Source organism: Serratia sp. CY47280, assembly GCF_052168655.1.
Lineage (GTDB): Bacteria > Pseudomonadota > Gammaproteobacteria > Enterobacterales > Enterobacteriaceae > Serratia > Serratia bockelmannii.
Genome location: NZ_JBJNMG010000002.1, coordinates 661,576 through 675,077 on the forward strand (window position 1 = coordinate 661,576; position 13,502 = coordinate 675,077).

The 13,502-nt window shown below is 58.6% G+C and carries 10 protein-coding genes; 5 read left to right on the top strand and 5 right to left on the bottom strand.

Annotation, left to right across the window (positions count from 1 at the left end):
• Positions 1-32: 32 nt before the first annotated feature.
• The 3 genes from ACJ8J4_RS12700 to metG form a co-directional block, all read right to left on the bottom strand.
• Positions 33-1,244 carry an MFS transporter gene (locus tag ACJ8J4_RS12700; RefSeq protein ID WP_264383884.1) on the bottom strand — a complete coding sequence of 404 codons (1,212 nt, stop codon included), beginning with the start codon at positions 1,242-1,244 and terminating at the stop codon, positions 33-35.
• 131 nt (positions 1,245-1,375) lie between these two features.
• Positions 1,376-2,443, bottom strand: a complete 1,068-nt coding sequence (locus tag ACJ8J4_RS12705) for a sugar ABC transporter substrate-binding protein (protein WP_197835314.1) — start codon at positions 2,441-2,443, stop codon at positions 1,376-1,378.
• A gap of 221 nt (positions 2,444-2,664) precedes the next feature.
• Complete coding sequence (gene metG, locus ACJ8J4_RS12710) at positions 2,665-4,692, bottom strand: methionine--tRNA ligase (RefSeq protein ID WP_197835316.1); 2,028 nt, start codon at positions 4,690-4,692, stop codon at positions 2,665-2,667.
• 159 nt (positions 4,693-4,851) lie between these two features.
• On the opposite strand from metG, the gene apbC reads away from it, so the two are divergent.
• Positions 4,852-5,964: an iron-sulfur cluster carrier protein ApbC gene (gene apbC / locus ACJ8J4_RS12715; RefSeq protein ID WP_197835318.1), complete on the top strand. Its 1,113-nt coding sequence runs from the start codon at positions 4,852-4,854 to the stop codon at positions 5,962-5,964.
• A gap of 45 nt (positions 5,965-6,009) precedes the next feature.
• On the opposite strand, the gene ACJ8J4_RS12720 is transcribed toward apbC, so the two are convergent.
• On the bottom strand, positions 6,010-6,639 hold the full coding sequence (locus ACJ8J4_RS12720; protein WP_197835320.1) for a phosphatase PAP2 family protein: 630 nt from the start codon (positions 6,637-6,639) through the stop codon (positions 6,010-6,012).
• A 232-nt stretch (positions 6,640-6,871) separates the two neighbouring features.
• Here ACJ8J4_RS12720 and udk point away from each other — a divergent pair, with 232 nt between their 5' ends.
• From udk to dcuC, 4 genes are all read left to right on the top strand, one after another.
• Positions 6,872-7,513: a uridine kinase gene (gene udk / locus ACJ8J4_RS12725; protein ID WP_004938922.1), complete on the top strand. Its 642-nt coding sequence runs from the start codon at positions 6,872-6,874 to the stop codon at positions 7,511-7,513.
• 125 nt (positions 7,514-7,638) lie between these two features.
• Positions 7,639-8,220 (top strand): dCTP deaminase, encoded by a 582-nt coding sequence (dcd, locus tag ACJ8J4_RS12730; protein WP_019454407.1) that lies wholly within the window; start codon positions 7,639-7,641, stop codon positions 8,218-8,220.
• A 44-nt stretch (positions 8,221-8,264) separates the two neighbouring features.
• Positions 8,265-10,097, top strand: coding sequence for an outer membrane assembly protein AsmA (asmA, locus tag ACJ8J4_RS12735; RefSeq protein ID WP_089195689.1), 1,833 nt, complete (start codon positions 8,265-8,267; stop codon positions 10,095-10,097).
• A gap of 172 nt (positions 10,098-10,269) precedes the next feature.
• The gene (gene dcuC / locus ACJ8J4_RS12740) at positions 10,270-11,622 is read left to right on the top strand and encodes an anaerobic C4-dicarboxylate transporter DcuC (RefSeq protein ID WP_025302161.1); all 1,353 of its coding nucleotides are present in this window, start codon (positions 10,270-10,272) and stop codon (positions 11,620-11,622) included.
• A 31-nt stretch (positions 11,623-11,653) separates the two neighbouring features.
• Here the strand turns inward: dcuC and ACJ8J4_RS12745 are convergent, their stop codons facing one another.
• A complete protein-coding gene (locus ACJ8J4_RS12745) occupies positions 11,654-13,237 on the bottom strand; it encodes a TerC family protein (protein WP_025302162.1) in 1,584 nt (527 codons plus the stop codon).
• Positions 13,238-13,502 lie beyond the last annotated feature (265 nt).

Consider the following 13,502-nt stretch of genomic DNA (forward strand, 5'->3'; position numbering starts at 1 on the left):
TTGACAGCCCGCAATGGCTGCCACGCGCGGGTTCAGCGCGTGTCTTCGGCCGCTGCCGCCGCGTGTTCTGCCAGCCGGTGGCCGAGGAAGAAAAACAGCAGGCTGAGCAGCGCGGCGCCGACCAGCATCACGAACATTAACGGCGGCGCGGCATAGCTGAGCAGCACTCCGCACAGTACCGGGTTGATGGCACCGCCCAGCGCGCTGAGATTCTGTACTCCATAGTAGCTGCCTTTCAGGTGCGGGGGCGCGATAAAGTCGATGAACATGTATTCCACCGGGATCACGATGATTTCGCCGAGGGTAAACACCGCCATCGCCGCCAGCCACAGCCAGACCGCCTGGCCGGCCGCCATGAAACCGAGCAGCCCGACGATGAAAAACAGCGTGCCCAGCACCAGCCAGCGCAGCATGTTTTCCTGGCGCATACTGCGGCTGAGCAGGTATTGCAGGGCGATAACGATGCTGGCGTTGACGATCATCACCAGCCCGATGATTTTGTAGGCGAACTCGGCGCTGGAGACGGTGGTCAGATACTGCGACAGATAGCCGGTGAACTGACCGAACACCACGGCGCCCAGGGTGCTGCCGAGGGTGAAGTAGATCAGCCGCCGATCGCTGCGCAGGATAGTCACCGTCTGGCGGAAGTTGGGGAGCGCTGCGGGGGCGGCGGCTGGCGTTGCGCGCTGTTCCCGACCGCGCAAGCGCAGGCTTAGCGTCGCCACCGTCGCCAGCGCCAACCCGCCCGACAGGTAAAACGGCAGCAGCGGGCTAAGCCCGGCCACCAGAACGCCGAGTGCAGAACCGATCGCCCAGCCGACGTTGACCAGCGTGTAGTTGATTGAAAAAGCCTTGATGCGCTGCTCAACCGGCAACCCGTCGGCGAAGCAGGCTTTAATGGTGATGCTCAGCACCGAATAACAGGTATGCAGGATCGCCAGCACCACGATCACGCCGCCGGGGCGCGGGATCCAGGGAAGGGCGAAGAAGCTCAGCGCAAACAATAAAATCGACAGCAGGATCAGGCGGTTCTTGCTGAATTTGTCCACCAGATAGCCGCCGTACAGGCTGGCAAGGATGCCGAGGGTCAGGCTGACGCCCAGGATCACGCCCACGCTCTTCGGCAGCAGATGGAAATGCTCGGTGAGATAGATGGTAATGAACGGCAGCGTCACGCCGCGGCCGATGGTCAACACCAGCGAACTGGCCAGCAGCGTGTTAATCAGCGAGGGGAATCCCTTCATTCGAAGCCTGTTTATGCATACAGTTATTGGGCAATGCAGATAACATAGCGTATTTTGGCGAGGACGGAAGGGGGAAGCCGAAAATTAGTTTAAAAACAGAGGCTGCGTCGGCAGCCTCGTCAAAAACAGCATTATTTACCGTGTTCGGCCTGCAGCGTGGCGAACCACGGCTGCACGAAGTCGCTGCTGCTGCCCCAGCCGGGGATGATCTTCGCCAGCCCGGCGACGTTGACCGGCCCCGGCTGCGCCAGCAACAGCGCCTGCGGAATGACCGTCGCTTTGAACTGATAGCTGTCCGGCGTGCTTTCCCCGGCGATCTTGTTGGCCACCAGGCGCAGGTTGACTGCGCCGATAAGCTTCGGATCCACCGCCACGCTGACCTGCCACGGGCTGCCGGCTTCGCGCATCAGCTGCAAGTCCTGGTTGGAGATATCGATGCTGTACAGTTTGATTTCGGTGCGGCCGTTCTCTTTCAACGCTTTGTAAGCGCCTTGGGTGAAGGCGTCCCAGGTGCCCCAGATGGCGTCTATCTTGCCTTTCGGGTATTTAGCCAGCACCGCGCCCACCTTGTTGGCGGTATCGCCCTGTACGTCGGATGAGACCGCGCCGATCGATTCCAGCTCATGAATGCCCGGATGCTGTTTCAGCAGCTGCTGATAGGCGGCCTGGCGGCGTTCCATCGGTGGGAAGCCGGCTACCCAGAGTTTGATGATGTTGGCCTGGCCGTTGAAATCCTTCACTAACTGGCCGAAGGAGGCGTTGGCCAGCGAAGCGTCGTCCTGCTGCGAGACGGTGACGCCGGGAACGCTGCCGCTGACGTCGGTATCGAACGCCGCGACGGCGATGCCGGCTGCCGCGATGCGTTTGACCAGCTCGGTGGAATAGGGGGCTCGCCCCTGTGAGAGAATGATGCCGTCATATTTCTGGCTGATAGCCTGGTTGACGAAGTCCTGGAAGCGCGCGTCGTCGCCGTTGCTGAGGAAGGTGTCCACCTTGAAGCCCAGCTTGCGTCCTTCCTGGATGGCACCCGCCAAAAATTGCGTGGTGTTGTCGTCGGAACCGAGGTTGCGGATCACCGCGATGCGCACCGGCCCCTGATGCTGAGCGATGGCAGCTGGCACGGCGGCGTTTTCCGCTGCCTGCAACGGCAGGGCAGCCAGCAGGCTGAGGGCGAGCAGCGAAGTCTTGACGTTTTTCATTATTATAGGCTCCAAAAAGCAGGGAAACGATCCCGGTGAAGGTCTGTTATAGCAGTCTTTCTGTCTGGACGTCTATTTGTTGTTGCGGAGCATCATAGCGAGATGCGGCAGGCGAGGGAATCAGAGCGGTTATGACTTTTTCTTACTGCTTATAACGTCGGGTTTGAGACATTAAAAAAGGGCCGAGCAAGCTCGACCCTCGATGTTACGCACCGGTGCGGTTATTTGACCTGCATACCAGGCTGCGCGCCGCTGTCCGGGCTCAGCAGGAAGATCTCTTTCCCGCCAGGGCCCGCCGCCATCACCATGCCTTCCGAAACGCCGAAACGCATTTTGCGCGGCGCCAGGTTGGCGACCATGATGGTCAGACGGCCTTCCAGCGCTTTCGGATCCGGGTAAGCGGAGCGAATGCCGGAGAAGATCTGGCGCAGTTCGCCGCCCAGATCCAGCTGTAGTTTCAGCAGCTTGTCGGAGCCTTCGACAAAGTCGGCGCTCTTGATCAGAGCGATGCGCATGTCTACCTTGGCGAAGTCGTCGAAGGTGATGGTTTCCTGAATAGGATCATCGGCCAATGGACCGGTCACCGGTTTGGCGGCGGCCATGTCTTCCTTCGAGGCGTTGACCATCTCGCTGACCTTATCCAGATCGATACGGTTGAACAGCGCTTTGAATGCGTTCACCTGGTGGCCCAGCAGCGGTTGCGGGATTGCGTCCCAGCTCAGCTCGGCGTTGAGGAACGCTTCGGCGCGTTCGGTCAGTGAAGGCAGCACCGGCTTCAGGTAAGTCATCAGCACGCGGAACAGGTTGATGCCCATCGAGCAGATGGCCTGCAGATTGGCGTCGCGGCCTTCTTCCTTCGCCACCACCCAAGGTGCCTGCTCATCCACGTAACGGTTGGCCAGATCGGCCAGCGCCATGATTTCGCGGATTGCACGGCTGAACTCGCGGCTGGCATAAGCTTCGGCGATGCTCTGCGCCGCGTCGACGAAGGTCTGGTACAACGCCGGATCGGCCAGGCTGTCGGCCAGCTTGCCGCCGAAGCGCTTGTTGATAAAGCCGGCGTTGCGCGAAGCGAGGTTCACCACCTTGTTGACAATGTCGGCGTTCACGCGCTGCACGAAGTCTTCCAGATTGAGATCGATGTCATCAATGCGTGAAGAGAGCTTGGCGGCGTAGTAATAGCGCAGGCAGTCGGCGTCGAGGTGCTGCAGGTAGGTGCCGGCCTTGATGAAGGTGCCGCGCGACTTGGACATCTTGGCGCCGTTCACCGTCACGTAACCGTGCACGAACAGGTTGGTCGGTTTGCGGAAGTTGCTGCCTTCCAGCATCGCCGGCCAGAACAGGCTGTGGAAGTAGACGATGTCCTTGCCGATGAAGTGGTATAGCTCGGTGGTGGCGTCTTTGCGCCAGAACTCGTCGAAGTCCAGATCGCCGCGTTTGTCGCACAGGTTCTTGAAGGAACCCATGTAGCCGATCGGTGCGTCCAGCCAGACGTAGAAGTATTTGCCCGGCGCATCCGGGATTTCGAAGCCGAAGTAAGGCGCATCGCGGGAGATGTCCCACTGCTGCAGGCCGGATTCGAACCACTCCTGCATCTTGTTCGCCACTTGCTCTTGCAGCGCGCCGGAGCGCGTCCACGCCTGCAGCATTTCGCTGAAGGCCGGCAGATCGAAGAAGAAGTGCTCGGAGTCGCGCATTACCGGCGTCGCGCCGGAAACCACGGACTTCGGATCGATCAGTTCCGTCGGGCTGTAGGTGGCGCCACACACTTCGCAGTTGTCGCCGTATTGGTCCGGCGATTTGCATTTCGGGCAGGTGCCCTTCACGAAACGGTCCGGCAGGAACATGCCTTTCTCCGGATCGTACAGCTGAGAAATGGTGCGGTTCTTGATAAAACCGTTTTCTTTCAGGCGGCTGTAAATCAGGGTGGACAGCTCACGGTTTTCATCGCTATGGGTCGAGTGATAGTTGTCATAGCTGATGCCAAAGCCGGCGAAATCCTGTTGGTGCTCCTGGCTCATCTGCGCGATCATTTCTTCCGGTTTTACGCCCAGCTGCTGCGCTTTCAGCATGATCGGCGTGCCGTGCGCGTCGTCCGCGCAAATGAAATGCACTTCGTGGCCGCGCATTCGTTGGTAACGCACCCAGATATCCGCCTGGATGTGCTCGAGCATGTGGCCGAGATGGATGGAACCATTTGCGTACGGTAGCGCGCACGTCACCAATAATTTTTTCGCGACTTGAGCCATAGTGAGAACTTGCTTTCTGTAATGAATAAAAGGGCCTTCGATGTTAACCGATCGCGCTCTTCGCTGCTAGGGCGGTTTCTTGCAGGTTATACGCGCCAGCCGCCGGGCAGTTCTGATATGCTTAGCCGGAAGCTACCCATTCAAAATCAAGGAGCCGGGATGAACGCAAAATCCCCTGAGCAGACCAACCCCGAAGTTCTGCGCGCCCTGGTGACCGGTGTACTGGCCGCCTTTGAACACCCGACGTTGAAAAACAACCTGACCGCATTGAAGGCTATCCATCACTGCGCGTTGCTGGACGATGTGCTGCATATCGAACTGACGATGCCGTTTGCCTGGCTGAGCGGCTTTGAAGCGCTGCAGGCAAGCGTTGGCCCCGAGCTGCTGCGCGTGACCGGCGCCAGCGCCATCGATTGGAAGCTTAAACACGATATCACGACGCTGAAGCGTGCCAACGGCCAGGCCGGTATCAAAGGCGTGCGCAATATCATCGCCGTCAGCTCCGGTAAAGGCGGGGTGGGGAAATCCACCACCGCCGTCAACCTGGCGCTGGCGCTGGTCGCCGAAGGGGCCAAGGTCGGCATTCTGGACGCCGACATATACGGCCCGTCGATCCCCAATATGCTGGGCACCGAACACGAGCGGCCGACTTCGCCGGACGGTCAACATATGGCACCAATCATGGCGCACGGCCTGGCGACCAACTCTATCGGCTATCTGGTGACCGACGACAATGCTATGGTGTGGCGCGGACCGATGGCCAGTAAGGCGCTGATGCAGCTGTTGCAGGATACGCTGTGGCCGGATCTGGATTATCTGGTGCTGGACATGCCGCCGGGTACCGGCGACATTCAGCTGACGCTGTCGCAGAACATTCCGGTGACCGGCGCACTGGTGGTTACCACCCCGCAGGATATCGCTTTGCTGGATGCCGCCAAGGGCATCGTGATGTTCGAGAAAGTGCATGTGCCGGTGCTGGGCATCGTGGAGAACATGAGCGTGCATATCTGCAACAACTGCGGTCACCATGAGCCGATTTTCGGCACCGGTGGCGCCGAGAAGCTGGTGCAGAAATACAACAGTCGTCTGCTGGGGCAGATGCCGTTGCATATTTCGCTGCGCGAAGATCTGGATCGCGGTACGCCGACGGTGATCAGCCGACCGGACAGCGAATTCGCCGACATGTATCGTCAATTGGCCGGCCGTGTGGCTGCGCAGATGTATTGGCAGGGCGAGGCGATCCCGACAGAGATTGCGTTCCGCGCGCTGTAATCAGCCTATCGTAATGCAAGAACCCGGCTTAAACGCCGGGTTTTTTTATAGGATGCGGGCAGGGTTGTGCAAATCTGCCCGGGTATAAGGACGTTCGATCTGTGCCAGCGTTTTGGCGATATGCTCCAGCAATCCCTGGGTGGGAGCCGGCTGCCGCTGTCCCATCAGCGCCAATGGCAAGGCCAGCGCGATGGCGAAGTGCGGCCAAGAGAGATGCGGGCGCGTTTTGCTCCGCTGCAACCACAGGAACAGTGCGCTGGCCAGGTAGCCTAAAATCAGCCCGCTGATCACCTCGGATACCGAGTGCACGCGAATTTCCAGCCGCGAAACGCCGATGGCGAAAGGTAATATCCACCCGGTCAGTAAAGCGATGCTACGTATGGGGTGGGAAAAGCGACCGGTCAACGTCCAAAGCAATGGCGGCCAGATGCTTGCCGCGAGGGCTGAATGGCCGCTGAATCCGGTGAAGTCATAACTTACGCTACCAATGCCCCAGCCCATAAAGGCCAGTTTGGACAGGCAGACCAGCCCGCCGGTGAAACCGAAGATCAGCGCCCATTGCCAGCCTGCCGCGCGAGTGGCGGGATACGCGATCAGCAACAAAAACAGAATCAGCGCGCAGGGCAGCAGCAGCATGCTGTCGCCGAAAAAAGTCAGAAAATACCAATCCAGCACATCAATCTCCGATGAAGGGGAATGGGGGAGCATAAGTCAGCGCAGGAGTGTATCTTGTTAGCGCGCGTTGCCCTAGCCGTGAGATTCTTAAAATACGGCAGTACCGATAAGACGAGATAGCCCGAATTCGCCCGCCGTCGCGCAATATACAGTGGCGCAAACCCCGGCGACTCCCTATAATTGTCGCGTTTTAGTTCCCCCCTTCACACTATGAAATCAGGTCTTTAATTTTATGACTGACAATCCGCATCAGTGCGTCATTATTGGTATAGCTGGCGCATCTGCCTCCGGAAAAAGCCTTATCGCCAGCACGTTGTACCGCGAACTCCGCGAGCAGGTCGGCGATGAGCACATCGGCGTTATTCCAGAAGACAGTTACTATAAAGACCAGACTCACCTGACCATGGAAGAACGGGTCAAAACCAACTACGACCACCCGAGCGCCATGGATCACAACCTGTTGTTCCAGCATCTGCAGATGCTGAAGGCCGGTAAGGCGATCGAGCTGCCGCTGTACAGCTACACCGAACACACGCGCAAGAAAGAAACTGTCCACCTGGAACCTAAAAAAGTCATTATTCTGGAAGGGATCTTGCTGCTGACGGATATCCGCCTGCGCCAGGAAATGAACTTCTCGATCTTTGTCGACACGCCATTGGATATCTGCCTGATGCGCCGCATGAAGCGCGACGTCAACGAGCGCGGCCGCTCGATGGATTCGGTGATGGCGCAATACCAGAAGACCGTGCGCCCGATGTTCCTGCAATTTATCGAACCTTCCAAACAATACGCCGATATCATCGTCCCGCGCGGTGGCAAAAACCGCATCGCGATCGATATTCTGAAAGCCAAAATCAGCCAATTCTTTGAATAATGCCCCTTAATGGCCGGAAATGTGCATTTCCGGCCGGCGGCCAACTATTTGCACCCCGGCGTAGACCTTTCGCCCGTTGTGTGGCAATTTTTGTTTAGTTATGCGTTTTGATGGAGAAGAGAGACATGAGACTGTGCGACCGCGATATAGAAGCCTGGCTGGATAGCGAGAAACTGGTGATTTCCCCGCGCCCGCCGCTCGAACGCATCAACGGGGCCACAGTAGATGTCCGTTTGGGCAATCAGTTCCGCGTTTTCAGTGGCCATACCGCGCCTTTTATCGATCTTAGCGGACCGAAAGACGAAGTCAGCGCCGCGTTGGATCGCGTGATGAGCGACGAGATTGTCCTGCCGGAAGGCGAGGCGTTCTTCCTTCATCCCGGCGAGCTGGCCCTGGCGGTGACGTTCGAATCCGTGACGTTGCCGGACGATCTCGTGGGGTGGCTCGACGGCCGTTCTTCTCTGGCGCGCCTGGGGCTGATGGTACACGTCACTGCGCACCGTATCGATCCGGGCTGGCATGGGCGCATCGTGCTGGAGTTTTACAACTCCGGCAAGTTGCCGCTGGCGCTGCGGCCGGGGATGCTGATTGGCGCCTTGAGCTTTGAGCCGTTGTCCGGCCCGGCGGCCCGGCCTTATAACAGCCGGCAGGACGCAAAATATCGCGATCAGCAGGGCGCAGTAGCCAGTCGAATCGACAAGGACTAACGGCGCGGGATGCACCGTCGGTGTGGCGCTGACAAGAGGGTGGCATGAGAAGATTACTGACGACATTGGCGATTTTATTGGTGGTCGTGGTGGCGGGGATGTCCGCGCTGGTACTGCTGGTCAATCCGAATGATTTTCGCGGTTACATGGTCAAAAAGGTCGAACAGAAGAGCGGCTACCAACTGACGCTCGAAGGCGACCTGCGTTGGCATATCTGGCCACAGCTCAGCATTCTGGCCGGGCGCATGACGCTGACCGCGCCGGGTGCCAAGGCGCCGGTAGTGAGCGCGGAAAACATGCGCCTCGATGTCAAACTATTGCCTCTATTGTCGCATCAGCTGTTTGTTAAACAGGTGATGCTGAAAAATGCCGTCATTCGCCTCACGCCCGACAGTGAAGAGCACTCTCAGGTGGACGCCCCGATCGCACCCGCCGGTAGCGGTACTGACGCGGCAGACGCGGCCTGGAAGTTCGATATCGACAACCTACGGGTCGTGGACAGCCTGCTGGTTTGGCAGCGCGCCGACAACGAGCAAATCAATGTCCGGGATATCAATCTCACTCTGCAACAAACGGAGAAACGGCAGGCGCAGCTGGAACTTTCCAGTCGGGTTAACCGCGATCAGCGTGACCTGACCTTCAGCATGGCGGCCGATGTCGATCTACAGCAGTTCCCACGCCAGATCGGCGCCAAAGTGACTCAGTTCAATTACCAACTGGTGGGCGCGGATATTCTTAATGGCGGTATTCAGGGAGAGGGCAATGCACAGGTGGTCTATCAGCACACGCCAGCGCAGATTGCCATCAGCCAACTGAACGTCAGTGCCAATAACAGCCAATTGGCCGGCGATATCAGCGCCAGCCTCGGGACGGTGCCTGGCTATGTGGTGAATCTGAATTCGGCTAATCTCGATCTCGACGCGCTTTCTGGTTGGCAATCCAGCACTAATACCGCCGAGCAGTCCGCCGTGACCGCCGCGCCGGTGATCGCCAGCCAGGTTGACGATCGGCAGCAGAACCTGGAAGCGCTGCGCAATTTCAATGCACAGTTGAATCTGCAGGCGGCGCAGTTGACCTACCGCGGTATGAACGTTACCCAGTTAGCCGTCGCGGCGGATAATCAACGCGGCCTACTGACGCTGCATAAACTTGTCGGGCAATTGGCCGGCGGTGATTTCTCCTTGCCGGGCTCGCTGGACGCGCGCGGTAATAAACCGGTGATCAGCGTGCAGCCGACGTTGAACCAGGTTGAACTCGGCACGGTGCTCAAAGCCTTCGACATGCCGCAGATGCTGACCGGCAAATTCAGCATGAAAGGGGATCTGACCGGCGATCGTCTTTCTTCACAGTCATTTGAGCACCGCTGGCGCGGTACGGCGCAGCTGGCGATGCAGGATGCGCAGTTGCACGGCCTGAACATTCAGCAACTGATCCAACAGGCGGTGGCGCGCAACGATAACAGCGTGCGCGGGCAAGACAGCTATCAGCGCTATACCGAGGTCAAAAGCGTCTCTGCGCAGGCCAGCCTGAATCAAGGCACGGTCAAGCTCAGCGGTCTGACGGCGGATTCTCCTTTACTGGCGCTGACCGGCGCCGGCAGCATCGATATGCCGGGCAAGCAGTGCGATATGGCGCTTAACGTGCGCGTCACCGGCGGATGGCAAGGGCGCGGCGAGCTGATCGAACAACTGCAAAAAACGCCGATTCCGCTGCGGGTTTACGGGCCTTGGCAACAGCTGAATTATCAACTGCAAGTCGATCAAGTGCTGCGAAAAACGCTGCAGGATCGGGCCAAGGATGCGTTGAACAAGTGGGCTGAAAAGAACAAAGATTCGCGCGAAGGCCAGGATCTGAAGAAGCTGCTCGACAAACTGTAATCCCTACGACGCGGGCCACATTGTGGCCCGCGTCAATATCGAGATTCCCGCGGTAATTTCTCTCCGTTACCTTGATGAAGGTCATGAAGGCTCGCGCGCAGTTTGTGCAGAGTAAGGGCTGTTCTGCTATGACTATGCGCCTGAGCGCGAAAACATGACGAGTTGAGGAAACATGATAGAGCTTCTTATTGGCGCCGCAGTCGCGGCGGGCGTGGGCCGTTACATCATCAAGGGATATTCCGCTACCGGCGTTTTGTTGGTGGGGGGGCTGCTGCTGCTCGGCATCAGTGCCCTGATGGGGAAAACGCTGTTGCCGTCCGGCGCCACCTCAACCGGCTGGCGCGCGACCGACATGATCGAATACGTCAAGATTTTGCTGATGAGCCGTGGCGGCGATCTGGGCATGATGATCATGATGCTGTGCGGCTTTGCCGCGTACATGACGCATATCGGCGCTAACGACGTGGTGGTCAAGCTGGCCTCGCGCCCGTTGCAGATGATCAACTCGCCTTATCTGCTGATGGTGGCGGCATACTTTGTCGCTTGCCTGATGTCATTGGCGGTCTCTTCCGCCACCGGCCTCGGCGTATTGCTGATGGCGACGCTGTTCCCATTGATGGTGAACGTCGGCATTAGCCGCGGGGCGGCGGCGGCCATTTGCGCTTCGCCGGCGGCGATTATTCTGGCACCGACCTCCGGCGACGTGGTGCTGGCAGCCAAGGCGGCGGAGATGCCGCTGGTGGACTTTGCGTTCAAAACCACGCTGCCTATCTCGATTGCCGCCATCGTCTGTATGGCCGTGGCGCACTTTTTCTGGCAGCGCTACCTCGACAAAAAGAACAATGAACAGCATCACATCATGGACGTCAGCGAAATCAAAACGCATGCGCCGGGGTTCTACGCGATATTGCCGTTTACGCCGATCCTTGGCGTGCTGATCTTCGACGGAAAATGGGGGCCGGAGCTGCACATCATTACCGTGCTGGTAGGGTGCATGCTGCTGGCGGCCGTGATCGAGTTTGTGCGCAGCTTCAGTGCCAAACAGGTGTTCAGCGGCCTGGAGGTAGCCTATCGCGGCATGGCGGACGCTTTTGCCAGCGTGGTGATGTTGCTGGTGGCCGCGGGTGTCTTCGCGCAGGGGCTGAGTACCGTCGGCTTTATCAGCGGGCTGATTGGCCTTGCGCAGTCGTTTGGCACCGGCGGTTTGATCATGATGCTGGTGCTGGTGGTGATCACCATGCTGGCGGCCATGACCACCGGTTCCGGCAATGCGCCGTTCTATGCGTTTGTCGAACTGATCCCGAAACTGGCGGCGCAGATGGGCGTGAATCCGGCCTATCTGGTGATCCCGATGCTGCAGGCGTCTAACCTCGGCCGCACGCTGTCACCGGTCTCCGGTGTGGTGGTAGCGGTTTCCGGCATGGCGAAAATCTCGCCGTTCGACGTGGTAAAACGCACTTCGGTGCCGGTGATTGTCGGGCTGGTGGTGGTGATCGTGGCGACGGAGCTGCTGGTTCCCCAGTAAAAGAAAGGCCGGGGGATGCCCGGCCTCAATGCTAAACCTCGTAGTCCTCCGGTGGAGGCGGCGGGGTGATCTTCACCTTCAGGATACGGTGGCTGTTGACCTCCAACGGTTCGAACAGGTAGTCACCGATTCTGATTTGCTCGCCTTCTTGCGGCACACGCTGGCTGTGCTCCATCAGCAGCCCCGCCAGCGTGTGGTATTCGCGCTTTTCTTCCAGCGGCATCGGCAGGTACAGCACCAGATCTTCCAGCGGCATATAGCCGTTGGCGATCCAGCTGCCGTCCTCGTTTTGCTGAATGTCGTGGCGTGCGTCCACCTCTTCACCGGCCTCCGGCAGGTTACCGGCGATGGTTTCCATCACGTCCGTCAGGGTGACGATGCCTTCGACGGAGCCGAACTCATCAACCACAAAGGCAAAGTGCGTCTGCGCCTGACGGAATTGTTCCAGGGCGCTTAACAGCGTGAGCTGCTCCGGGAAGATCAGCGGTTGGCGTATCAGCGCGCGCAGATCCAGCGGCGCTTGTGCCAACTGCTGTTTGAGGACGTCGATAGTATGGATGACGCCCAGCGGTTCGTCGCTGGCGCTGCTTTCCACCACCACGATGCGCGTGTGCTGATTACGCTCCAGCAACTGCGTCAGCTTCTCCTGCGGATCGTTTAGCTCAAGGTATTCGACGTCGTGACGCGAGGTCATGATGCTGCTGACCGTGCGCTGCGCCATGCCGAGTACGCGTTCGATCATGCGTCGTTCCTGCTGATTGAAGATCTCGCCGCTTTCGCTGTCGCTATCGGCCAGCAGGTTGGCGGAGTGGCTGTCGACTTCTGCTTCTTCATGTTTGCCGCTCAGCATACGCAACACCGCCTCGGCGGTGCGTTCGCGCAGTGGCCGCACTTTTGACAGGAAGCGACGGCGGTTGAACTGCGCCAGCTGGTTCAGCGCCTCGATCATTACCGAGAAGCCGATCGCTGCGTAGAGGTAGCCTTTCGGAATATGATAGCCGAAGCCCTCCGCCACCAGGCTAAAGCCAATCATCAGCAGGAAGCTCAGGCACAGGATAACGATAGTCGGGTGAGCGTTGACGAAGCGTGTCAACGGCTTGCTGGCCAGCAGCATCAGACCGATGGCGATGCAGACCGCGATCATCATCACTGCCAGATGATCGACCATGCCGACCGCGGTGATCACCGAGTCGAGCGAGAAGACGGCGTCCAACACCACGATCTGCGCCACGACCGGCCAGAAACGTGCGCCTTTGCGCGCGCCATGCTGCTCTTCATCCTTGCCTTCCAGCCGCTCATTGAGCTCCATGGTGGCTTTGAACAGCAGGAATATCCCGCCGACCAGCATGATCAGATCGCGGCCGCTGAAGGGGTGCTCCGCGACGATGAACATCGGTTTGGTCAGCGTCGCCAGCCACGATATGGAGGCGAGCAGAGCCAGACGCATGACCAGCGCCAGCAACAGACCGACGACACGGGCCTTATCTCGTTGTTGTTTCGGTAGTTTGTCCGCCAGAATGGCGATGAAGACAAGGTTGTCTATACCCAGCACGATTTCCAGCACGACCAAAGTGGCCAGGCCGGCCCAAATTGTTGGATCAGCGATCCATTCCATACGCCCAATTTCACCTGTAAGTTCTACGGCTTATGCCGCACGGGAATGATGGGCGTTGAGGCGGCAAAATTCAACTTTAATCGGGAGGACGTGGATCAGCACAGGCGTATTGCCGTAAACATCGATCGGCGCCGAGTGGCCCAAGGAATCAAGGGCCGAGGGAGCAAATATCTGCCGGGATGCCATGCGCTCAGAAAAGAAACGTCTTATTAAATATATTTAAATCAAAATATTAAAACAATTTTCTTCAACTATGATTCTTATC

Bases quoted from the DNA above. Each gene is read 5' to 3' on its own strand.
- asmA (WP_089195689.1), top strand. From the start codon at position 8,265: ATGAGAAGATTACTGACGACATTGGCGATTTTATTGGTGGTCGTGGTG.
- metG (WP_197835316.1), bottom strand. From the start codon at position 4,692: ATGGCTCAAGTCGCGAAAAAATTATTGGTGACGTGCGCGCTACCGTAC.
- udk (WP_004938922.1), top strand. From the start codon at position 6,872: ATGACTGACAATCCGCATCAGTGCGTCATTATTGGTATAGCTGGCGCA.
- dcd (WP_019454407.1), top strand. From the start codon at position 7,639: ATGAGACTGTGCGACCGCGATATAGAAGCCTGGCTGGATAGCGAGAAA.
- ACJ8J4_RS12705 (WP_197835314.1), bottom strand. From the start codon at position 2,443: ATGAAAAACGTCAAGACTTCGCTGCTCGCCCTCAGCCTGCTGGCTGCC.
- ACJ8J4_RS12745 (WP_025302162.1), bottom strand. From the start codon at position 13,237: ATGGAATGGATCGCTGATCCAACAATTTGGGCCGGCCTGGCCACTTTG.
- dcuC (WP_025302161.1), top strand. From the start codon at position 10,270: ATGATAGAGCTTCTTATTGGCGCCGCAGTCGCGGCGGGCGTGGGCCGT.
- ACJ8J4_RS12700 (WP_264383884.1), bottom strand. From the start codon at position 1,244: ATGAAGGGATTCCCCTCGCTGATTAACACGCTGCTGGCCAGTTCGCTG.
- apbC (WP_197835318.1), top strand. From the start codon at position 4,852: ATGAACGCAAAATCCCCTGAGCAGACCAACCCCGAAGTTCTGCGCGCC.